The organism is Pseudomonas sp. GL_139_B, from assembly GCF_057834475.1.
This window is the reverse complement of the sequence record NZ_CM174403.1, coordinates 2,154,020-2,175,275: the sequence shown is the minus strand read 5'-3', so window position 1 is coordinate 2,175,275 and position 21,256 is coordinate 2,154,020. Positions and strand designations below refer to the sequence as shown.

Annotated in this window: 20 protein-coding genes; 13 read left to right on the top strand and 7 right to left on the bottom strand. The window is 58.5% G+C overall.

Annotated features, from left to right (window positions below):
- Positions 1-3: 3 nt before the first annotated feature.
- The 4 genes from crcB to AC3ISI_RS10005 form a co-directional block, all read right to left on the bottom strand.
- On the bottom strand, positions 4-378 hold the full coding sequence (crcB, locus tag AC3ISI_RS10020; protein ID WP_223518297.1) for a fluoride efflux transporter CrcB: 375 nt from the start codon (positions 376-378) through the stop codon (positions 4-6).
- Positions 378-1,700 (bottom strand): replication-associated recombination protein A, encoded by a 1,323-nt coding sequence (locus AC3ISI_RS10015; RefSeq protein ID WP_027925133.1) that lies wholly within the window; start codon positions 1,698-1,700, stop codon positions 378-380. The genes crcB and AC3ISI_RS10015 overlap by 1 nt, the downstream gene beginning before the upstream one ends.
- 70 nt (positions 1,701-1,770) lie before the next feature.
- Positions 1,771-2,394 (bottom strand): outer membrane lipoprotein periplasmic chaperone LolA, encoded by a 624-nt coding sequence (lolA, locus tag AC3ISI_RS10010; protein ID WP_489336728.1) that lies wholly within the window; start codon positions 2,392-2,394, stop codon positions 1,771-1,773.
- A gap of 84 nt (positions 2,395-2,478) precedes the next feature.
- Entirely contained in the window at positions 2,479-4,884 is a 2,406-nt protein-coding gene (locus AC3ISI_RS10005) for a DNA translocase FtsK (protein ID WP_489336727.1), read from the bottom strand.
- Positions 4,885-5,192: 308 nt separating this feature from the next.
- On the opposite strand from AC3ISI_RS10005, the gene trxB reads away from it, so the two are divergent.
- The 4 genes from trxB to infA all read left to right on the top strand — a co-directional run bounded on the left by trxB (position 5,193) and on the right by infA (position 8,036).
- A complete protein-coding gene (gene trxB, locus AC3ISI_RS10000; protein ID WP_489336726.1) occupies positions 5,193-6,152 on the top strand; it encodes a thioredoxin-disulfide reductase in 960 nt (319 codons plus the stop codon).
- Positions 6,153-6,216: 64 nt separating this feature from the next.
- A complete protein-coding gene (gene aat, locus AC3ISI_RS09995; protein WP_489336725.1) occupies positions 6,217-6,897 on the top strand; it encodes a leucyl/phenylalanyl-tRNA--protein transferase in 681 nt (226 codons plus the stop codon).
- A gap of 112 nt (positions 6,898-7,009) precedes the next feature.
- Complete coding sequence (locus tag AC3ISI_RS09990; RefSeq protein ID WP_489336723.1) at positions 7,010-7,717, top strand: arginyltransferase; 708 nt, start codon at positions 7,010-7,012, stop codon at positions 7,715-7,717.
- A gap of 100 nt (positions 7,718-7,817) precedes the next feature.
- Positions 7,818-8,036: a translation initiation factor IF-1 gene (gene infA, locus AC3ISI_RS09985; protein ID WP_002553999.1), complete on the top strand. Its 219-nt coding sequence runs from the start codon at positions 7,818-7,820 to the stop codon at positions 8,034-8,036.
- Between the two features lie 235 nt (positions 8,037-8,271).
- Here the strand turns inward: infA and clpA are convergent, their stop codons facing one another.
- Both clpA and clpS read right to left on the bottom strand, forming a co-directional pair.
- Positions 8,272-10,542 carry an ATP-dependent Clp protease ATP-binding subunit ClpA gene (clpA, locus tag AC3ISI_RS09980; protein ID WP_027925125.1) on the bottom strand — a complete coding sequence of 757 codons (2,271 nt, stop codon included), beginning with the start codon at positions 10,540-10,542 and terminating at the stop codon, positions 8,272-8,274.
- A 30-nt stretch (positions 10,543-10,572) separates the two neighbouring features.
- Positions 10,573-10,956, bottom strand: coding sequence for an ATP-dependent Clp protease adapter ClpS (gene clpS / locus AC3ISI_RS09975; RefSeq protein ID WP_020799529.1), 384 nt, complete (start codon positions 10,954-10,956; stop codon positions 10,573-10,575).
- Positions 10,957-11,181: 225 nt separating this feature from the next.
- Here clpS and AC3ISI_RS09970 point away from each other — a divergent pair, with 225 nt between their 5' ends.
- A complete protein-coding gene (locus AC3ISI_RS09970; RefSeq protein ID WP_489336721.1) occupies positions 11,182-11,463 on the top strand; it encodes a cold shock domain-containing protein in 282 nt (93 codons plus the stop codon).
- A gap of 92 nt (positions 11,464-11,555) precedes the next feature.
- Here the strand turns inward: AC3ISI_RS09970 and icd are convergent, their stop codons facing one another.
- The gene (gene icd / locus AC3ISI_RS09965; RefSeq protein ID WP_489336719.1) at positions 11,556-12,812 is read right to left on the bottom strand and encodes an NADP-dependent isocitrate dehydrogenase; all 1,257 of its coding nucleotides are present in this window, start codon (positions 12,810-12,812) and stop codon (positions 11,556-11,558) included.
- On the opposite strand from icd, the gene AC3ISI_RS09960 reads away from it, so the two are divergent.
- The 8 genes from AC3ISI_RS09960 (at position 12,811) to AC3ISI_RS09925 (ending at position 21,173) form a co-directional block, all read left to right on the top strand.
- Entirely contained in the window at positions 12,811-13,071 is a 261-nt protein-coding gene (locus AC3ISI_RS09960) for a hypothetical protein (protein WP_489336717.1), read from the top strand. The two genes, icd and AC3ISI_RS09960, sit on opposite strands and share 2 nt — an antisense overlap.
- 233 nt (positions 13,072-13,304) lie before the next feature.
- Positions 13,305-15,530: an NADP-dependent isocitrate dehydrogenase gene (locus tag AC3ISI_RS09955; RefSeq protein WP_489336716.1), complete on the top strand. Its 2,226-nt coding sequence runs from the start codon at positions 13,305-13,307 to the stop codon at positions 15,528-15,530.
- Positions 15,531-15,744: 214 nt separating this feature from the next.
- Complete coding sequence (locus AC3ISI_RS09950) at positions 15,745-16,191, top strand: NUDIX hydrolase (RefSeq protein ID WP_489336714.1); 447 nt, start codon at positions 15,745-15,747, stop codon at positions 16,189-16,191.
- 59 nt (positions 16,192-16,250) lie between these two features.
- Positions 16,251-17,384, top strand: coding sequence for a tRNA 2-thiouridine(34) synthase MnmA (mnmA, locus tag AC3ISI_RS09945; protein ID WP_489336713.1), 1,134 nt, complete (start codon positions 16,251-16,253; stop codon positions 17,382-17,384).
- Positions 17,381-18,004: a high frequency lysogenization protein HflD gene (hflD, locus tag AC3ISI_RS09940; protein WP_007946431.1), complete on the top strand. Its 624-nt coding sequence runs from the start codon at positions 17,381-17,383 to the stop codon at positions 18,002-18,004. Before mnmA ends, hflD begins: the two co-directional genes overlap by 4 nt.
- A 124-nt stretch (positions 18,005-18,128) precedes the next feature.
- Positions 18,129-19,499: an adenylosuccinate lyase gene (gene purB, locus AC3ISI_RS09935; protein ID WP_150778306.1), complete on the top strand. Its 1,371-nt coding sequence runs from the start codon at positions 18,129-18,131 to the stop codon at positions 19,497-19,499.
- A gap of 86 nt (positions 19,500-19,585) precedes the next feature.
- Positions 19,586-20,755 (top strand): ribosomal protein uL16 3-hydroxylase, encoded by a 1,170-nt coding sequence (locus AC3ISI_RS09930; RefSeq protein ID WP_489336712.1) that lies wholly within the window; start codon positions 19,586-19,588, stop codon positions 20,753-20,755.
- Positions 20,748-21,173: a GNAT family N-acetyltransferase gene (locus AC3ISI_RS09925; RefSeq protein ID WP_489336711.1), complete on the top strand. Its 426-nt coding sequence runs from the start codon at positions 20,748-20,750 to the stop codon at positions 21,171-21,173. The genes AC3ISI_RS09930 and AC3ISI_RS09925 overlap by 8 nt, the downstream gene beginning before the upstream one ends.
- Positions 21,174-21,256: the final 83 nt, after the last annotated feature.

Below are 21,256 nucleotides of genomic sequence, written 5' to 3'. Positions count from 1 at the left end.
TTATCAAAGTTTGGTCAAGGACAGGCCGGCCCAGGTGGCAAGCAGCCCGCCGAATACGCTGAGCGTCGCATAGCCCAAAGCCAGCGGCACTTGCCCGCTTTCCAGCAAGCGCACCGTATCCAGTGAAAAGGATGAAAAAGTCGTCAGCCCTCCGAGGAAGCCGACGATCAACCCGGCACGCACCTCAAACGGCACCTCCGGGCGTATCAAAAACAGACCGTATAGAACGCCGATCAGCAAACAGCCCACGATATTAACGGCCAGCGTAGCCGTATAGAAGTGCCTCGGCCAATTAGCATTGATCCAGTTTCCGGTCGCGAACCGCAACAGCGTGCCGGCGACACCGCCGATGGACACCGCGATGACCAATGGAATCACTATTTTCTCCGCTGCCGGGGGCTCAAACGGTCAAGTTGGGCGAGGTGATTGAGCTTCTCGCCGATCTTAAGCTCCAGGCCACGCGGCACCGGCTGATAGAACGGCTGCGGTTCGAGTTCTTCCGGGAAATAATCTTCGCCAGCGGCATAGGCATCCGGCTCATCGTGGGCGTAACGGTATTCGTCGCCGTAACCGAGTTGTTTCATCAGTTTGGTCGGGGCGTTGCGCAGGTGCAGCGGCACTTCCAGCGAACCGTGCTCGGTGGCACTGCGCATGGCGGCCTTGAAGCCCATGTACACCGCATTGCTTTTCGGCGCGCAGGCCAGATACGTGATGGCCTGGGCCACCGCCAATTCACCTTCGGGGCTGCCCAGGCGCTCCTGCACTTCCCACGCGGCCAGGCACAGGCTCAGGGCGCGCGGGTCGGCGTTACCGATGTCTTCGCTGGCCATGCGCACCACGCGGCGAGCCAGGTACAGCGGATCGCAACCACCGTCGATCATCCGCGCGAACCAATACAGCGCGCCGTCGGGGTTGGAGCCGCGTACGGATTTATGCAGCGCGGAAATCTGGTCGTAGAACGCCTCGCCGCCCTTGTCGAAACGCCGACGGGTATCACCGAGCAGGCTTTGCAGCAGATCGACGCCGATTTCGCTGTTGTCTTCGGCCAGGTCCGACGCGTTTTCCAGCAGATTCAGCAGTCGCCGGCCATCGCCATCGGCGGCGGACAGTAGCATCTGGAAGCCTTCATCACTTAGCGTCAGTTGCCGCTTGCCCAAGCCACGCTCTTCAGTCAGTGCGCGATGCACCAACTTGCGCAGAGCCGCTTCGTCGAGGCTTTTGAGCACATAGACGCGGGCCCGCGAGAGCAAGGCGTTATTGAGTTCGAACGAGGGGTTTTCGGTGGTCGCGCCGATGAAAATCAGCGTGCCGTCTTCAACGTACGGCAGGAACGCATCCTGCTGGGACTTGTTGAAGCGGTGTACTTCATCGACAAACAAAATGGTGCGCTTGCCGTACTGCCCGGCTTGCTGTTTGGCAATTTCTACCGCCTGCCGGATTTCCTTCACACCGGCCAGCACCGCCGAGACCGTTTCGAAGTGCGCATCCGAGACTTCCGCCAGCAGCCGCGCCAGGGTGGTTTTGCCCACACCCGGTGGGCCCCAGAAAATCATCGAATGCAAGGCACCCTGCTCCAGGGCTTCGCGCAAAGGTTTGCCGCGAGCCAACAGGTGTTCCTGACCGACGTACTCGTCCAGATTGGCCGCACGCAAGCGGGCGGCCAAGGGCTGAGCTATCGGGGCGCTGCGAAACAGGTCCATCACTACTTGCGAAACCTCACTGACTATCAGCCAATCACTTGAACACCGCCGCTCCCACAGGTCCGGTGCCTTACTCTTGGATCACGTCCGCCCCTTTAGGGATGTCGAACTTGAACTTGGACGGCGGAATCGGCTCGTTGGCCTTCACGCCGGTGAACAGAATATTGGTGCGCTGACCAACGCTGTCGATCATTTGCATGTCGTTGACCAGACCGTTACGGAACGACAAACGCAGGCTGTCGAACAGGGTGTCTTTGGTTTTCGGCTTCAGGGTGAAGTCGATCACGCCGCCGGCTTCCTTGGAGGTAATGTCGAAGCTCTGGCTGATCTTGGACACATCACCGGACAACAACAGTGCAGGCGTCTGGGTCAGGCGTTGATCGAGTTTCTTGATCGTGGCCTGCTCCAGGTCCGGGTCCCACAGGGTGACCTTTTGGCCGTCGGAGACCATTGTTTGTTCAGCCGGTGCATTGGTGTGCCAATAGAACAGGCCCGGACGCTGCAACGACATCTCGCCAGCGGTTTCCTGCAACTGGGTACCGCTGCCATCCAGCGTCAGCTGGGAGAAACGCGCAGTCAATGTCTGGGATTTTTCCAGCAATTGGGTCAGGCGCGCCACATCCTTGTCATCGGCGTGAGCCGAGAGCGTGGTCAAAGCCAATACCGGCAGCAACAGCATGCGGATAAGACGCATGGGAGTCCTCATAACATTCGTAGGGGATCGGGCGGCGCGTGTGCGCCACTCGCTTTTCAATTTAAGGAGGCGATTCAAATCTAATCAGTCGCGCACCGGGCCCGGGGCCAGGACTTCACGCGAACCGTTGGTGTTCATGGACGTCACGACCCCGGCCATTTCCATGGCTTCGATCATGCGCGCGGCGCGGTTGTAGCCGATTTTCAGTTTGCGCTGAACCGCAGAGATGGACGCGCGACGGCTTTCCAGGACGAACTGCACCGCTTCGTCATAAAGCGCATCGGTTTCGGCATCATCATCGCCACCACCACCGCCATTCTCGAAGCCGCTGCCGGCTTCTTCGACACCGGCGAGGATGTCGTCGTTGTATTCCGGCGCGCCGCGCAGTTTCCAGGCTTCTACCACGCGGTGAACCTCGTCATCGGAGACGAACGCGCCGTGAACACGAATTGGCAGACTGGTGCCCGGCGGCATGTAGAGCATGTCACCGTGACCCAGCAGTTGTTCGGCGCCGCCCTGGTCGATGATGGTCCGGGAGTCGATTTTGCTCGACACCTGGAACGCCATACGCGTCGGGATGTTGGCCTTGATCAGGCCGGTGATCACATCCACCGACGGACGCTGGGTGGCGAGGATCAAATGAATACCAGCGGCACGGGCCTTCTGGGCGATACGGGCGATCAGTTCTTCGACCTTCTTGCCGACGATCATCATCATGTCGGCGAACTCATCGACGACCACGACGATGGTTGGCAGCTTGGTCAGCAGCGGTGCTTCGTCATGAATGCTTTCGCGTTTGTACAGCGGATCGGTCAGCGGCGTGCCGGCGTCCTGGGCTTCCTTGACCTTGGCGTTGAAGCCGGACAGGTTACGCACGCCCATCTTCGCCATCAATTTGTAGCGACGCTCCATCTCCGCCACGCTCCAGCGCAGGGCGTTGGCTGCGTCCTTCATGTCGGTGACGACCGGGCACAACAGGTGCGGGATGCCTTCGTAGATCGACAGTTCAAGCATCTTCGGGTCGATCATGATCAGCTTGGCGTCTTCCGGGCCGGACTTGAACAGGATCGACAGGATCATCGCGTTCACACCCACCGACTTACCGGAACCGGTCGTACCGGCCACCAATAAGTGCGGCATTTTCGCCAGGTCAGTGATGACCGGCTTGCCGCCGATGTCGTGACCGAGGGCCAGGGTGACCGGCGACTTGAAGTTGTCGTACTCGGGGGTCGACAGCACTTCGGAGAAGCGCACGATTTGCCGGTCTTCGTTCGGGATCTCGATACCGACGGTGGTCTTGCCGGGAATCACTTCAACCACACGCACGCTGGTCACGGCCAGGGAGCGCGCCAGGTCTTTCGCCAGGTTGGAGATGCGGCTGACCTTCACGCCTGCGGCCGGCTGAATTTCGTAACGGGTAATCACCGGGCCGGGGTGAATCGAATCCACCGAGACTTCGACGCCAAATTCCTTGAGCTTGATTTCCAGCAAATGGCCAACCGCAGCCAGGGATTCGGGCGAGTAATTGAGTTGTTTCTTTTCCGCGGGATCGAGAATGGAGATCGGTGGCAAGGTGCCTTCCACGGCGCTGTCGATGAACAACGGCGTCTGTTTCTCTTTTTCCACTCGCTGGCTCGGTGCAGCCGGTTTCGGCGGCGCTGGTGCAATGACCGGCGGAACCTGCTTTTCGCGTTCCGACATGTGCTTGCTCAGGGCTTGCTCACGTTCGATCAGGCGTTCCTTGACCTTGGCCTGCTCGCGCTTGTCGGTAACGGTTGGCGCGACCACCTCATTCACGCGATCGTCGACTTCACGCAGTTGCGCCACCAGTTGCTTGCGTTCGTTACGGGCCGCCCACCAGCGATTGGCCGCGCCCTGGAACAGTTCGAACAGGTCGAGGGTAATCTTGCCGGTGAGGTCCATCACCTTGAACCACGACAGGTCGGTAAACACCGTCAGGCCGAACAGGAACAGAGCGATGAACAGCAATGTGCTGCCCTGAACGTTCAGCGCGTTCCTGGCCAGATCGCCGAGGCTTTCACCCAGCGCTCCGCCGGCACCTGCCGGCAGACCCGTGGCGGCGTGGAAATGGATGTGCGCCAGCGCAGCACCCGACAGCACCAGGAACACCAGGCCAATCAGGCGCCAGGAGAATAGCCAGCCGCTCCACTGCCACGGTTCGTGGCGCTGACGGAAGATCTGATAGACCTTGACCGCGAGCAACAACGGGAAGATGTAGGCGAAGTAACCGAGCACCATGAACAGAATGTCGGCGCTGTAAGAACCGGCCGGGCCGCCGAAATTCTGCACGTCATCAATCTTGCTGTTATGGCTCCAGCCCGGATCGTCCTTGCCGTAGGTCAGCAATGCCATCATCAGGAACAGGCACAAGGCGCCGATGGCGATCAATGCACCTTCCTTGAGCCGGTAGTGCAAATGCTGGCGCCAGAGCGGCACGACTGTTTTGGGTGCTGCGGTGGATTTCTTCAAAACGTTACTTTTCCTGCGCCTGGGGCGCGTCCATCTGTTGAATGACTATAAAAAACTGCCCAATCCAGGCAGGTAAAAAAGTTAACAGGCGCAACCGGGACTACTTTTAACACTGCACCCGGTGTTTTATAAACACGGAGCGCACTGCTTATTTTGTTACACCCCCCTTTGCACGCAGGCATTGTACGGGTTTGTTCGCCCGATAACATGCGTGAGGCATTGGGTACAGCATAGCCAAAAAGTGCCGGTACATGCGGCCAATTTGAGCATGCATTCTCTTTCGTGACAAAGGCTTATGAGGTGTTTTTATGAGCGAAGCGAAGCATTCACGCCTGATCATTCTGGGTTCCGGCCCTGCCGGTTACAGCGCAGCCGTTTATGCCGCCCGCGCCAACCTCAAACCCGTTGTCATTACCGGCATACAGGCAGGTGGCCAGCTCACAACCACCGTCGAAGTCGACAACTGGCCCGGCGACGTCGAAGGCCTCACCGGCCCGGTACTGATGGAACGCATGCAAAAACACGCCGAACGCTTTGACACAGAGATCGTTTACGACCACATCCATACCGCCAAGTTGCAACAGCGCCCATTCGAACTCATCGGTGACGGCGGTACCTACACCTGCGACGCCCTGATTATCGCCACCGGCGCTTCGGCGCAATATCTGGGGTTGCCCTCGGAAGAGACGTTCGCCGGCAAAGGCGTTTCAGCCTGCGCCACCTGCGACGGGTTCTTTTATCGCAATCAGGTGGTGGCGGTAGTCGGCGGCGGCAATACCGCCGTCGAAGAAGCCTTGTACTTGTCGAACATCGCCAAGGAAGTCCACCTGATTCACCGCCGCGATAAATTGCGCTCGGAAAAAATCCTCCAGGACAAGCTGTTCGAAAAGGCAGCCAACGGCAATATTCGCCTGCACTGGAATCAGAATCTGGATGAAGTGCTGGGCGATGCCAGTGGTGTGACCGGCGCCCGCCTGCGTGACAGCAAGACCGGCGAAACTCGTGAATTGGCGCTGGCCGGGGTGTTCATCGCCATCGGCCACAAACCCAACACCGATCTGTTTGTCGATCAATTGCCCATGCGCGACGGTTATCTGCTGATCAAAAGCGGCAACGAAGGCGACGCCACTGCCACTGCAATCCCCGGCGTGTTTGCCGCCGGCGATGTCGCCGATCACGTTTACCGCCAAGCTGTCACGTCTGCCGGGGCCGGCTGCATGGCCGCGCTGGACGCCGAGAAATACCTCGACGACATTCCCGGCGTTTAACGGCACACTTTACGGCGGGCCGACCAGCCCGCCTCTGCCCTCCCCTTCTGCAAGCCCGGATGCCATGCTGACTTGGTTACAACGTAATACCCTGACCTTCCCCCCGCTGGAAAAAGCCATGCGCGACCCCAACGGGCTGCTGGCTGCAGGTGGAGATTTGTCTGCCGATCGTCTGATTCAGGCCTATCGCCATGGATGTTTTCCATGGTTCTCCGAAGGCCAGCCGATTCTTTGGTGGTCGCCGGATCCGCGCACGGTGCTGTTTCCCGACGAACTGCACGTTTCCCGCAGCCTGGGCAAATTGCTGCGCCAACAACGCTATCAAGTGACCTTCGATCAGGATTTCGCCGCCGTCATCCGCGCCTGCGCCGCACCGCGTGATTACGCCGACGGCACCTGGATCACCCAGGCCATGCAGAACGCTTACATTGAACTGCACAGACGCGGTCACGCGCATTCAGTGGAAGTCTGGGACCAGAGTGAGCTGGTCGGCGGGCTGTACGGACTGGCGATGGGGCAGCTGTTTTTTGGCGAGTCCATGTTCAGCCGCGCCGACAATGCGTCCAAATATGGCTTTGCCACACTGGTGCGACATCTGAAAGACTCGGGTTTTGTGCTGATCGACTGCCAGATGCCGACCGATCATCTGCACAGCCTTGGCGCACGAGCGATTCCTCGCCGCGAATTTGCTGGCTACCTGGCGCAGCATCTGGATCAACCCAACCGCGCCACATGGGTTTGCTGAGCGACTTTTGCGCAGGTGGCTTACACTTAGGGGGCGTTCTCAACGAGTTTCGCGGCGGTGAAACTCATTGAGAACGAACGCCCCCAATCAAAGCTTATCCCGAGGGTTGATCATGACCGAGTTGGCGCGTTTGAAGTTCTATGCCACTCAGCCCCACTCTTGCAGCTATCTGCCAGATGAACAGGCTACAACCCTGTTCCTCGACCCTAGTCAGCCCATGGATGTGCATGTCTACGCAGATTTGTCTGAAATGGGTTTTCGTCGCAGTGGCGATCATCTTTACCGGCCACATTGCCAGAACTGCAATGCGTGCGTGCCGGCGCGCATCCCTGTTGCGCAATTTACCCCCAACCGCCAACAGAAACGCATTTTCAAACGCAATGCCGACCTGCAGGTTCGCCCGGCTCGGGCACAGTTCACCGAAGAATATTTCGGCCTCTATCAGCGCTATATTGAACAGCGGCACGCCGATGGCGACATGTACCCGCCAAGTCGCGATCAGTTCGCGACCTTCCTGGTGCGCGACCTGCCGTTCTCGCGCTTCTACGAATTTCGCCTCGAAGGACGGCTGCTGGCGGTAGCGGTCACCGACTTACTGCCGAACGGCCTGTCGGCGGTGTATACCTTTTACGAACCCGACGAAGAACGCCGCAGCCTGGGGCGCTACGCGATTCTCTGGCAGATCGGCGAGACCCGCCGCCTCGGACTGGACGCTGTCTACCTCGGCTACTGGATCAAAAACTGCAAAAAGATGAGCTACAAGACCCAATATCGGCCTATCGAACTGCTGATTAATCAACGCTGGGTCGTCCTGAACTAGAACCCCTTGGCTTAACCCCCATTTTTCGGGCACAATGCACGCCGCTTTTGCCTGGCGCAGTTGCACCGGGCCATTCATTGGACACCGAGGGCTTTACTGCATGTCGAAAGAAGACAGCTTCGAAATGGAAGGCACTGTCGTCGACACCCTGCCCAACACCATGTTTCGTGTGGAGTTGGAAAATGGGCACGTCGTAACCGCGCATATCTCCGGCAAGATGCGCAAGAACTACATCCGTATTCTTACCGGTGACAAAGTGCGCGTCGAGCTGACGCCCTATGACTTGAGCAAAGGGCGCATCACTTACCGCGCTCGCTAATCAAGTCAATACAAAACGCCCGGCTCTGCCGGGCGTTTTTGTTTGCCTGCGATTTGATGCAGCACGCCGACCCCATGTAGGAGCTGGCTTGCCAGCGAAGGCGTCGGCATGTCTTGTATTAGTGTTGCCTGCTCCATAGCTTTCGCTGGCAAGCCTGCTCCTACAGTTGATCTCGGGTGCTCTCTGGACAGCAAAAAGGCGCCTCTCGGCGCCTTTTGCTTTGGAGCGGTTAACGTCAGGCCATTTCAGCCGTGGTCTCGAACTCGAAGGTCAGCTCGCCGTCCTTGAGATCGATATGCACCACACCGCCATGGTCGGCCAGTTCGCCAAAGAGGATCTCTTCGGCTAGCGGACGCTTGATCTTGTCCTGGATCAAACGCGCCATTGGTCGAGCGCCCATTGCCGTGTCGTAGCCACCCACTGCCAGCCAGCCGCGCGCCGCGTCCGTCACTTCCAACTGCACGCGCTTGTCTTCCAGCTGCGCCTGAAGCTCGGTAAGGAACTTGTCCACCACGCTTTTGATGACCTCATGACTGAGGCGACCAAACTGGATAATGGTGTCCAGACGGTTGCGGAACTCTGGCGTGAAGCTCTTCTTGATCACTTCCATCGCATCGGACGAGTGGTCCTGATGGGTGAAACCGATCGAAGCACGCGCTGCTGTTTCGGCACCGGCGTTGGTCGTCATGATGACGATCACGTTACGGAAATCCGCCTTGCGCCCGTTGTTATCGGTCAGCGTACCGTGGTCCATGACCTGCAGCAGCAGGTTGAAGACTTCCGGATGCGCCTTCTCGATCTCATCGAGCAATAGCACGCAGTGAGGCTGCTTGGTGATGGCTTCAGTCAGCAGGCCGCCCTGATCGAACCCGACGTAACCTGGAGGCGCACCGATCAGACGCGATACGGTGTGGCGTTCCATGTATTCGGACATGTCGAAGCGAACCAGCTCGATGCCCAACGCCTTGGCCAACTGACGCGCCGCTTCGGTTTTACCGACACCGGTCGGCCCTGCGAACAGGAACGAACCGACAGGCTTGTCAGGCGACTTGAGGCCGGCACGGGACAGTTTGATCGCCGTCGACAACGAGTCGATGGCGGCATCCTGGCCAAATACGGTCAGCTTCAGGTCACGCTCAAGGTTACGCAGCAACTCTTTGTCAGAGCTGGTAACGTGCTTGGGCGGAATCCGCGCGATTTTCGCTACGATGTCCTCGACCTGAGGCACCTCGATGCGCTTCACACGCTTCTCGATCGGTTGCAGACGCTGATAGGCGCCCGCCTCGTCGATCACGTCGATGGCCTTGTCCGGCATGTGCCGGTCATTGATATAGCGCGAAGCCAGTTCGGCAGCCGCACGCAGCGCTTCATCACTGTATTCGATGTTGTGGTGCGCTTCGAAACGCCCCTTCAGGCCGCGCAGGATGCCGATGGTGTCTTCCACCGAAGGTTCCGACACATCGACCTTCTGGAAGCGCCGGGCCAAGGCACGGTCCTTCTCGAAGATCCCGCGAAATTCCTGGAACGTGGTCGAACCGATGCAACGGATATCACCCGAGGACAGCAGTGGCTTGAGCAGGTTCGAGGCATCCATGACGCCACCGGACGCGGCGCCCGCACCGATAATGGTGTGGATTTCGTCGATGAACAGGATCGCCTGCGGACGTTTTTTCAGCTCATTGAGCAGCGCCTTGAAGCGCTTCTCGAAATCGCCACGGTATTTGGTCCCGGCCAGCAAGGCACCCAAGTCGAGGGAATACACCACACTGTTGGCCAGCAAGTCCGGCACCTGGTTGTCGACAATGCGCTTGGCCAAGCCTTCGGCAATCGCGGTTTTACCCACGCCCGCCTCGCCCACCAGCAGCGGATTGTTTTTGCGACGGCGCGCCAGAATCTGCGCAACGCGTTCGACTTCCAGCTCACGGCCTACCAATGGATCGATTCGACCCTGACGCGCGAGCTCGTTGAGGTTGCTGGCATAAGCATCCAGAGGATTGCCTGAAGAAGAAGACTCACCGCCCTCGTCGTCCTGCATATCTTGCTCACCTTCAGAGTGATCGCCATGCCCCGGCACTTTGGAAATGCCATGAGCGATGTAGTTGACGACATCGATGCGCGCAACGCTCTGCTGTTTCAGCAGGAACACAGCTTGACTCTCTTGCTCACTGAAAATGGCGACCAGCACGTTGGCACCAGTCACTTCACGCTTGCCCGAGCTCTGTACGTGAAAAACAGCACGCTGCAGTACACGCTGGAAGCCCAAGGTTGGCTGGGTTTCGCGATCCTCATCATGAACGGGGATCAATGGCGTGGTGGAATCGATGAACTCCTGCAGGTCATGCTTGAGTTTGTCGAGGTTTGCGCCGCAGGCACGCAAAACGGTGGCGGCAGCCTCATTGTCCAATAGGGCCAGCAGGAGATGTTCGACGGTCATGAATTCATGACGCTTCGAACGGGCCTCCTTGAAGGCAAGATTGAGGGTGACTTCGAGCTCGCGGTTTAACATAGCTTCACCTCATACCCAAGTGGTCGGCGATTAACCGTCCTTCTCGATTTCACAGAGTAGCGGATGCTGGCTTTCCCTGGCGTACTGGTTGACCTGCATGGCCTTTGTCTCGGCAATGTCGCGGGTAAACACGCCACATACTGCCCGCCCTTCTGTATGGACGGCCAGCATGACCTTGGTCGCCAGCTCGCGATTCAGGTTAAAAAACACCTCGAGCACTTCGACGACGAAATCCATCGGTGTGTAGTCATCGTTGAACAAAACCACCTTGTACATCGGCGGCGCCTGTAACGCAGGCTTCGCCTCCTGAACAGCAATGCCTGCGGAATCGTCGTCGTGTTCCTCCGGGCGATCTTTCTGGAGAGTCGGGCGATCCTGATTGAATGTTAGTCGAATCTGGCTGATTGCATGCATGGAAAGAAAGGTTCGTCAGTTGTGCTAATACAGTGGTGGGGGCGTTTATGGACGATTTCAACACCGACCACCCGGTCACCTTGACTATCGGGAAAACGGTGTTACAACCAATAGAGCCCACAGTGGGTAAAAAAGGTCCGCAGAGTCAATCTAATTTATAAAGACTGACTGTGGATGTACCGGATGATACTCCAGTGATGGAGTCTGTTGCAGAGGGATATGAGCATGTCAGTCGGCAAGGTGAAATGGTTCAACAATGCCAAGGGATTCGGTTTCATTAACACCGACGCCAGAGAAGGCCGTGACGAGGATGGCAAGGAAATCGATTTCTTTGCCCACTATTCGGCCATTGAGATGGACGGCTACAAGACCCTCAAAGCCGGACAGATCATCAACTTCGAGATCGTTCAGGGCCCCAAAGGTTTGCATGCAGTGAAGATTACCGCTGCCACGCTCGCGAGCGAACAGACAGCGCCCGTCACCCAGCAAGAAACGGTGTCGAGCTGACGCAACCCGTCATCCAGCCATAAAAAACCGCCCGCCTCAACGTATTGAGGCGGGCGGTTTTGGTGTGGCCGTGATTCAGCTACACAGGCCGCTTACATGTGCGAGATGAGCGCATCACCAAACGCAGACGAAGACAACAGGGTAGCCCCTTCCATCAGACGTTCGAAGTCATAGGTCACGGTCTTGGCGGAGATCGCGCCATTGGTGCCCTTGATGATCAGATCTGCCGCTTCGGTCCAGCCCATGTGACGCAGCATCATTTCAGCCGACAGGATCAGCGAACCCGGGTTGACCTGGTCCTTGCCGGCGTACTTCGGTGCAGTACCGTGGGTCGCTTCGAACATGGCAATGGTGTCGGAAAGGTTGGCACCCGGTGCGATACCGATACCGCCCACTTCCGCCGCCAGGGCGTCGGAGAGGTAGTCGCCGTTCAGGTTCAGGGTCGCGATCACATCGTACTCGGCCGGGCGCAGCAGGATCTGCTGGAGCATGGCATCGGCGATGGCATCCTTGACGATGACATTTTTGCCGGTTTTCGGGTTCTTGAACTGCATCCACGGACCACCGTCGAGCAGGGTTGCGCCGAACTCTTCAGCGGCCACTTCGTAGGCCCATTCCTTGAAGGCACCTTCGGTGAACTTCATGATGTTGCCTTTGTGCACGATGGTCAGCGAGTCGCGGTCATTGTCGACCACATACTGCAGGGCCTTGCGTGCCAGACGCTTGGTGCCTTGCAGCGAAACCGGCTTGATGCCGATACCGCAGTTTTCGTCGAAACGGATCTTGGTGACGCCCATTTCATCTTTAAGGAACTTGATGACTTTGGTCGCTTCCGGCGAACCGGCTTTCCATTCGATACCGGCGTAGATGTCTTCCGAGTTCTCACGGAAGATCGTCATGTCGACGTCGCCTGGCTTTTTAACCGGGCTAGGCACGCCTTCGAACCAGCGCACAGGGCGCAGGCACACATAAAGGTCGAGCTGCTGGCGCAGGGCCACGTTCAGGGAACGAATGCCGCCACCGACCGGAGTGGTCAGAGGGCCCTTGATGGAAACCACGTAATCCTTGACCGCGTCCAGGGTTTCCTGAGGTAGCCAGGTGTCCTGATCGTAAACCTGAGTCGCTTTCTCCCCGGCGTAGACTTCCATCCAGGAAATATTTCGCTCGCCGCCGTAAGCCTTCTTAACAGCAGCATCGACAACCTTGATCATGACCGGGCTGATATCAACACCAATACCATCGCCCTCGATGAAGGGAATGATCGGGTTGTTAGGAACATTGAGAGAATGGTCCGCGTTGACGGTGATTTTGTCGCCGACGGCTGGAACCTGAATCTTCTTGTATCCCATGCTGAACTCCATTGTTTGGATTGAACATCTGGCTTGGTTCGAGCGTAACCCAGTTAAATCGGCGCGCAAACCCTATGTTCCATTCATCTGCCGCAAAGCGGCATGCGTCGCGAGCTACAAGCCTGAAAGCAAAGGGAAAAACGCCAAACTCAAGCACGCCGAACGAATCTACGCGCAGCCCGCCCCTGCGACCTTTAGACCAATGGACGAGAATTGTCATGCATCAACCATCGGCAGATTGCCAGCTACCTATGTATAATGCCGCCGCTGACTAAAGGGTCACGAAGGCTGGACGGCTCTATGATGAGCCTTTCGCCGGAAAAGCCGGTCTGTTACCGCAGCCCGAACGCTTGACGCCCTACTGATGCACCCAACATCACAGCAACGAAATCTCGATATTCGGCTCATGGATGACTTTGAACGAACGCGCTTACCCGGCGCCCCTCGAGTTTCTGCGCACGCTTTAGCAAAGAAGAGAGAGTTAATCCGAATATGCCCACCCGCTCGAAGATCATCTATACCTTCACCGACGAAGCCCCAGCCCTCGCCACCTATTCACTGTTGCCTATCGTAGAGGCTTTCACCGCCTCGGCTGATATCGCCGTTGAAACCCGCGATATCTCTCTTGCAGGACGCATTCTGGCCAGCTTCCCCGAGCAACTGGGTGATAAAGCCGTAGCCGACCACCTCGCCGAACTGGGCGACCTGGCCGTTACGCCAGAAGCCAACATCATCAAGTTGCCAAACATCAGCGCTTCCGTTCCGCAGCTGCAAGCAGCCATCAAAGAACTGCAAGCCCAGGGCTTCGCGCTTCCTGACTACCCGGAAACCGTGACCAGCGACGCCGACAAACTCGCCAAATCGCGCTACGACAAGATCAAGGGCAGCGCCGTAAACCCGGTTCTGCGCGAAGGCAACTCCGATCGTCGTGCACCACTGTCGGTCAAGAACTACGCACGCAAGCACCCGCACAAAATGGGCGCCTGGGCTGCTGACTCCAAGTCCCACGTCGCACACATGAGCACCGGCGATTTCTACGGCAGCGAAAAAGCCGCCCTGATCGAAGCCGCTGACGCCGTCAAAATCGAACTGATCGCTCAAGACGGCACCACCACCGTCCTGAAAGAAAAAACCACCGTACAAGCCGGTGAGATCCTCGATTGCGCGGTTATGAGCAAAAACGCTCTGCGCAGCTTCATCGCTGCCGAGATCGAAGACGCCAAAGCCGAAGGCGTGCTGCTGTCGGTTCACCTCAAAGCCACCATGATGAAGGTCTCCGACCCGATCATGTTCGGCCAGATCGTTGCCGAATTCTATAAAGACGCACTGGCCAAGCACGCTGACGTGCTGGCTCAGATCGGCTTCAACCTGAACAACGGCATCGGCGACCTGTACGCTCGCATCAAAGCCCTGCCGGCTGAGCAGCAGGCTGCCATCGAAGCCGACATTCAGGCGGTCTACGCCGTTCGTCCGTCGCTGGCCATGGTCAACTCCGACAAAGGCATCACCAACCTGCACGTGCCGAGCGACGTCATCGTCGACGCCTCGATGCCGGCAATGATCCGTGACTCCGGCAAAATGTGGGGAACTGACGGCCAGCTGCACGACACCAAGGCCGTGATCCCGGATCGCTGCTACGCGACCATCTACCAGGCGGTCATCGAAGACTGCAAGGCAAACGGCGCTTTCGACCCAACCACCATGGGCAGCGTGCCAAACGTCGGCCTGATGGCGAAGAAAGCCGAAGAGTACGGTTCGCACGACAAGACTTTCCAGATCAAGGCCAACGGCGTTGTCCGCGTGACCGATAGCAAAGGCACCCTGCTGCTGGAGCAATCGGTTGAAGCCGGCGACATCTTCCGCATGTGCCAGACCAAAGACGCGCCGATCCAGGATTGGGTCAAACTGGCCGTCAACCGTGCTCGCGCAAGCAGCACCCCAGCGATTTTCTGGCTGGACCCGATGCGCGCTCACGATGGCGTAGTGATCGAAAAAGTTCAGGCCTACCTGAAGGATCACGACACTGCCGGCCTGGACATCCAGATCATGGCACCCGTCGACGCCATGAAATTCACCCTGCAGCGCACTCGCGAAGGCAAGGACACCATCTCGGTGACTGGCAACGTATTGCGCGACTACCTGACTGACCTGTTCCCGATCATGGAACTGGGCACCAGCGCCAAGATGCTGTCGATCGTTCCGCTGATGAATGGCGGCGGCCTGTTCGAAACCGGCGCTGGCGGCTCGGCACCGAAGCACGTCCAACAGCTGCTGGAAGAAAACTTCCTGCGCTGGGATTCCCTGGGCGAGTTCCTGGCCCTGGCCGCTTCCCTTGAGCACTTGGGAGTGACCTACAACAACCCTAAGGCGCTGGTTCTGGCCAAGACCCTGGATCAGGCCACCGGCCAATTCCTGGACAACAACAAGTCGCCATCGCGTAAAGTCGGCAACATCGACAACCGCGGCAGCCATTTCTACCTGGCGCTGTACTGGGCTCAAGCCCTGGCTGCCCAGACTGAAGACGCTGCACTGCAAGCGCAGTTCACGACTTTGGCCAAAACCCTGACCGAGAACGAAGCAACCATCGTTGCCGAGCTCAACGCCGTTCAGGGCAAGCCAGTGGACATCGGCGGTTACTACCACGCCAATGCCGAGCTGATCAGCAAGGCCATGCGCCCTAGCCCAACCTTCAACGCGGCAGTAGCTGCGCTGGTTTAAGGTTGTAAGGATGCATCACAAACCCCGGCCATGTGCCGGGGTTTGTGTTTTCGGGCTAAACACACATTTAACTATTTGAACCGGACCCTGTGGGAGCGAGCCTGCTCGCGAATGCGGTATATCCTTCAACACTGCATTGACCGGCCTACCGCTTTCGCGAGCAGGCTCGCTCCCACACTGATTTTTATTCCAACTTCAGAATCGAGGAAGCTTCATGGACTGGAAACCCCACATCACCGTCGCCACCATCGTCGAAGACAACGGCCGCTTCCTGATGGTCGAAGAACTCAAACACGACCGTGTCGTAATCAATCAACCCGCCGGCCACCTCGACCCGAATGAAACCCTGATCGAAGCCGCGGTACGCGAAACCCTCGAAGAAACCGGCTGGGACGTCGAAGCCACCGGCGTAGTCGGCATTTACCTCTACACAGCCCCGAGCAACGGCGTGACTTACCAGCGCGTTTGCTTCACGGCAAAACCGCTCAAACACCACCCGGACTATCAGCTGGACGACGGCATCGTCGGCACCAAGTGGCTGACGCGTGACGAATTGCTGGAACAGCGCGCAAACTGGCGCAGTGAGCTGATCATCCGCTGCATCGATGATTATCTGGACGGTAAACACTTCGGTCTCGAACTGATCCGCCCTTCTCTTTAGCCTTGCGGGCTCCGGCCTGTTAGAATCGCGTCCTTTTTCAAGACACTCATTGAATCCCTATGCGTGATCCAGCCCCTTCTGACACACAAAAGAAGCGCGTCATTGTCGGTATGTCCGGCGGCGTGGACTCTTCCGTTTCCGCCCTCCTGCTGATCGAGCAGGGCTACGAGGTGGAAGGCCTGTTCATGAAGAACTGGGAAGAAGACGATGGAACGGAATACTGCACTGCCATGGACGACCTGGCGGACGCCCAGGCTGTGTGCGACAAAATTGGTATCAAGCTGCACACCGCCAACTTCGCCGCCGAGTACTGGGACAACGTGTTCGAGCACTTCCTGGCCGAATACAAGGCCGGGCGCACGCCGAACCCGGACATCCTGTGCAACCGCGAGATCAAGTTCAAGGCGTTCCTCGACTACGCCATGATATTGGGCGCCGACCTGATCGCCACTGGCCACTACGTGCGCCGCCGCGATATCGCCGGTCGTACCGAGTTGCTCAAGGGTCTGGACGCGAACAAGGACCAGAGTTACTTCCTGCACGCCGTTGGCGGCGAACAAATCGCCAAGACCCTGTTCCCGGTCGGCGAACTGGAAAAGCCCGAAGTGCGCGCGATTGCCGAGAAGTACGAGCTGGCGACCGCGAAGAAAAAGGACTCCACCGGCATCTGCTTTATCGGCGAACGCCGCTTCAGCGACTTCCTCAAGCAGTACCTGCCCGCGCAACCGGGCGAGATCAAGACCACCGAAGGCGAAGTGATCGGCCGTCACCACGGCTTGATGTACCACACCATCGGCCAGCGTCAGGGTCTGGGCATCGGCGGCTTGAAAGACGCCAGTGACGAGCCGTGGTACGTGCTGATCAAGGACCTGGAACACAACGAGCTGATCGTCGGCCAGGGCAATGACCATCCGTACTTGTTCTCCCGCGCCCTGCTCGCTTCGGACATCTATTGGGTCAACCCGATTGATTTGACCGAGCCGCGCAAGTTGACCGCCAAAGTCCGCTATCGCCAGAGTGATCAGCCTTGCACGCTGGAGAAAACCGCCACCGGCTACCGCGCAACCTTCGATGACCCGCAACGCGCGGTTACCCCAGGTCAGTCTGTGGTGTTCTATGACGGAGAAATCTGCCTGGGTGGTGGCGTGATTGAAATTGCCGAGCCATGGACCAGCAAAGGCCAGCATCAATGAGCCCGACCCAGGAGCAACTGACGGCGCTGGGCGGCGTATTTCTCGCCGCTGTCCTGGTCGACAAGATTGCCAAGAGCGGCCAAACCTCTGAAGCCGGCCTGACCTGCATGCTCGGCAGCCTGCTGATTCGTGACCCCAAGGACACGCTGGAAGTCTACGGCGGTGACGACCTTAATCTGCGCGAAGGCTATCGCGCCCTGGTCGGCGCACTTGAACGCGACCCGAGCGCCCTTCAGCGTGAGCCCTTGCGTTACGCGCTGGCAATGCTGGGTCTGGAGCGTCAGCTGGCCAAGCGCGGCGACATGCTGGAGGTGATCGGCAAGCGCTTGCCGCAGATCCAGTCCCAGGTCGAGCACTTCGGCCCGGCCCATGAAAATGTAATTGCCGCGTGCGGCGCACTGTACCAAGACACCCTGAGCACCTTGCGCCAACGGATTCAGGTCCACGGCGACATGCGCAACCTTCAGCAGCCGAGCAACGCCTCGAAAATCCGCGCCCTGTTACTGGCAGGGATTCGCTCGGCACGCCTGTGGCGGCAGTTGGGCGGCCATCGCTGGCAACTGGTGATCAGCCGCCGCAAGTTGCTGAAAGAGCTTTACCCCTTGATGCGTAACGAATAAGTCGCGCAGACAACCATTTACTCTGCATTACGCGTAATACGCCGGTCAGTTGGCGACGGACCGGCGGATTTTTTCATGTATGATACGCGCCCCATTTCGTTGCCCGACTGTCCGAGAACACCCCATGCAGCTTTCTTCGCTCACTGCGGTTTCCCCTGTTGACGGCCGCTACGCCGGCAAAACCCAGGCCCTGCGCCCGATTTTCAGCGAATACGGTCTGATCCGTGCTCGCGTCCTGGTTGAAGTGCGCTGGCTCCAGCGCCTGGCCGCTCACTCTGCCATCAGCGAAGTACCGGCGTTCTCCGCCGAAGCCAACGCTGTGCTGAACACCCTGGCGGAAAACTTCTCTCTGGAGCACGCCGAACGCGTCAAAGAGATCGAGCGCACCACCAACCACGACGTCAAAGCCATTGAATACCTGCTCAAAGAGCAAGCGGCCAAACTGCCGGAGTTGGCTGCCGTCAGCGAATTCATCCACTTTGCCTGCACCAGCGAGGACATCAACAACCTGTCCCACGCCCTGATGCTGCGCGAAGGCCGTGATGATGTGATGCTGCCGCTGATGCGCCAAACCGCCGAAGCCATCCGCGAACTGGCCATCCGCTTCGCTGACGTGCCGATGCTGTCGCGCACCCACGGTCAGCCGGCTTCGCCGACTACCCTGGGCAAAGAGCTGGCGAACGTGGTTTACCGTCTGGAGCGTCAAATCGCTCAGGTCGCTGCCGTTCCGCTGCTGGGCAAGATCAACGGCGCTGTCGGCAACTACAACGCTCACCTGTCGGCCTACCCTGAGATCGACTGGGAAGAAAACGCCCGCGCCTTCATCGAAGACGAACTGGGCCTGGGTTTCAACCCGTACACCACGCAGATCGAACCGCACGACTACATTGCCGAGCTGTTCGACGCCATCGCGCGCTTCAACACCATCCTGATCGACTTCGACCGCGACATCTGGGGCTACATCTCCCTGGGTTATTTCAAACAGCGCACCATCGCTGGCGAAATCGGTTCGTCGACCATGCCGCACAAGGTCAACCCGATCGACTTCGAAAACTCCGAAGGCAACCTGGGCATCGCCAACGCACTGTTCCAGCACTTGGCGAGCAAACTGCCAATTTCCCGCTGGCAGCGTGACCTGACCGACTCCACCGTACTGCGCAACCTCGGTGTCGGCTTCGCCCACAGCGTGATCGCGTACGAAGCGAGCCTCAAAGGCATCAGCAAGCTTGAGCTCAACGCTCAGAAAATCGCTGCCGACCTGGACGCCTGCTGGGAAGTGCTGGCCGAGCCGATCCAGACCGTGATGCGCCGCTACAACATCGAAAACCCGTACGAAAAACTGAAAGAGTTGACGCGCGGCAAGGGCATCAGCCCAGAAGCGCTGCAAACTTTCATCGACGGCCTGGACATGCCAGCCGCTGCCAAGGCCGAGCTGAAACTGCTCACCCCGGCGAACTACATCGGTAACGCTGTAGAACAAGCCAAACGCATCTGATTGACCGCTGGACATGCTTGAAACGCCCGGCCGCGCCGGGCGTTTTTATTCATGTCTCAAAAGTGCTTTTTTTCAATAGGTTACACATGAATCCTGACATTCCTCTTCAACTTCTGGGCGGCATCACGGCACGCGAATTCCTGCGCGATTACTGGCAGAAAAAACCGCTGCTGATCCGCCAGGCGATTCCTGATTTCGAAAGCCCGATCGACGCCGACGAACTGGCCGGTCTGGCACTGGAAGAAGAAGTCGAATCGCGCCTGGTGATCGAGCACGGCGAGCATCCTTGGGAATTGCGCCGCGGCCCGTTCGCCGAAGACGAATTCAGCAAACTGCCGGAACGCGAGTGGACCCTGCTGGTTCAAGCGGTCGATCAGTTTGTGCCCGAAGTCAGCGAACTGCTGGAACACTTCCGCTTTCTGCCGAGCTGGCGCGTCGACGACGTGATGATCAGCTTCGCCGCCCCAGGTGGCAGCGTCGGTCCGCACTTCGACAACTACGACGTATTCCTGCTGCAAGGCCACGGCAAGCGCAACTGGAAAATCGGTCAGATGTGCAACTCCGAGAGCGCACTGCTGCAACACGCAGACCTGCGCATCCTCGCTGACTTCGAAGCCACCGATGAGTGGGTGCTGGAACCGGGCGACATGCTGTATCTGCCACCACGCCTTGCCCATTGCGGCGTCGCGGTCGATGATTGCATGACGTACTCCGTCGGTTTCCGTGCACCGAGCGCCGCTGAAGTGCTGACCCATTTCACCGACTTCCTCAGCCAGTTCCTGACAGACGAAGAGCGCTACACCGACGCCGACGCGCTGCCTGCGGTGGATCCGCACCAGATCCAGCACGACGCCCTTGATCGCCTCAAAGCCCTGCTGGCAGAGCACATGAGCGACGAGCGCCTGCTGCTGACCTGGTTCGGCCAGTTCATGACCGAGCCGCGCTACCCGGAACTCGTGGCAGGCCCGGAAGAGATCGAGGAAGACGACCTGCTCGCCAGCCTTGAGCAAGGCGCCGTCTTGATCCGCAACCCAAGCGCCCGCCTGGCCTGGTCCGAAGTCGATGACGACCTGCTGCTGTTCGCCAGCGGCCAAAGCCGCTATCTGCCGGGCAAGTTGCGCGAACTGCTTAAAATGATCTGCGCCGCCGACGCGCTGCACATCGACAACCTTGGCGAGTGGCTGGCCGACGAAGACGGTCGCGGCCTGCTGTGCGAACTGATCAAGCAAGGAAGCCTGGGGTTTGCTGATGAATAAAATTCACGTAAGTGTCGCAGACTGGCAGAAGGATATCGCCGAGATCCGGCGCATTCGTGAGACGGTGTTCATCGCCGAGCAACACGTTCCACCTGAGCTGGAATGGGATGCCGATGACGCCACCGCGGTGCATTTCCTGGCCTTCGAAGGGGACTTCCCGATTGGCACCGCCCGCTTGTTGCCGGACGGTCACATTGGCCGGGTATCGGTACTCAAGGACTGGCGCGGCCTGAAGGTCGGCGATGCACTGATGCAAGCGTTGATCGGTGAAGCCGAAAAGCGCGGGCTGAAGCATCAAATGCTCAGCGCACAGGTGCAGGCTACGGCGTTCTATGAGCGCCTGGGCTTTCACATTGTCAGTGAGGAGTTCCTGGAAGCCGGGATTCCGCATGTTGACATGGTGCGTCACTCCGCTTGAGACCCTGTAGTGAGGGGCTTGCCCCCTCGCCACAGAGAACACCACAAAACGCCCCGCCATTTTCGGATGTCGGGGCGTTTTGC

Coding starts and splice junctions, on each gene's coding strand:
- lolA (WP_489336728.1), bottom strand. CDS start 2,394: ATGCGTCTTATCCGCATGCTGTTGCTGCCGGTATTGGCTTTGACCACG.
- trxB (WP_489336726.1), top strand. CDS start 5,193: ATGAGCGAAGCGAAGCATTCACGCCTGATCATTCTGGGTTCCGGCCCT.
- aat (WP_489336725.1), top strand. CDS start 6,217: ATGCTGACTTGGTTACAACGTAATACCCTGACCTTCCCCCCGCTGGAA.
- infA (WP_002553999.1), top strand. CDS start 7,818: ATGTCGAAAGAAGACAGCTTCGAAATGGAAGGCACTGTCGTCGACACC.
- purB (WP_150778306.1), top strand. CDS start 18,129: ATGCAGCTTTCTTCGCTCACTGCGGTTTCCCCTGTTGACGGCCGCTAC.
- hflD (WP_007946431.1), top strand. CDS start 17,381: ATGAGCCCGACCCAGGAGCAACTGACGGCGCTGGGCGGCGTATTTCTC.
- AC3ISI_RS10015 (WP_027925133.1), bottom strand. CDS start 1,700: ATGGACCTGTTTCGCAGCGCCCCGATAGCTCAGCCCTTGGCCGCCCGC.
- clpS (WP_020799529.1), bottom strand. CDS start 10,956: ATGCATGCAATCAGCCAGATTCGACTAACATTCAATCAGGATCGCCCG.
- clpA (WP_027925125.1), bottom strand. CDS start 10,542: ATGTTAAACCGCGAGCTCGAAGTCACCCTCAATCTTGCCTTCAAGGAG.
- AC3ISI_RS09960 (WP_489336717.1), top strand. CDS start 12,811: ATGCTGAACTCCATTGTTTGGATTGAACATCTGGCTTGGTTCGAGCGT.
- AC3ISI_RS09930 (WP_489336712.1), top strand. CDS start 19,586: ATGAATCCTGACATTCCTCTTCAACTTCTGGGCGGCATCACGGCACGC.
- AC3ISI_RS09970 (WP_489336721.1), top strand. CDS start 11,182: ATGTCAGTCGGCAAGGTGAAATGGTTCAACAATGCCAAGGGATTCGGT.
- AC3ISI_RS09990 (WP_489336723.1), top strand. CDS start 7,010: ATGACCGAGTTGGCGCGTTTGAAGTTCTATGCCACTCAGCCCCACTCT.
- AC3ISI_RS09925 (WP_489336711.1), top strand. CDS start 20,748: ATGAATAAAATTCACGTAAGTGTCGCAGACTGGCAGAAGGATATCGCC.
- AC3ISI_RS09955 (WP_489336716.1), top strand. CDS start 13,305: ATGCCCACCCGCTCGAAGATCATCTATACCTTCACCGACGAAGCCCCA.
- mnmA (WP_489336713.1), top strand. CDS start 16,251: ATGCGTGATCCAGCCCCTTCTGACACACAAAAGAAGCGCGTCATTGTC.
- icd (WP_489336719.1), bottom strand. CDS start 12,812: ATGGGATACAAGAAGATTCAGGTTCCAGCCGTCGGCGACAAAATCACC.
- AC3ISI_RS09950 (WP_489336714.1), top strand. CDS start 15,745: ATGGACTGGAAACCCCACATCACCGTCGCCACCATCGTCGAAGACAAC.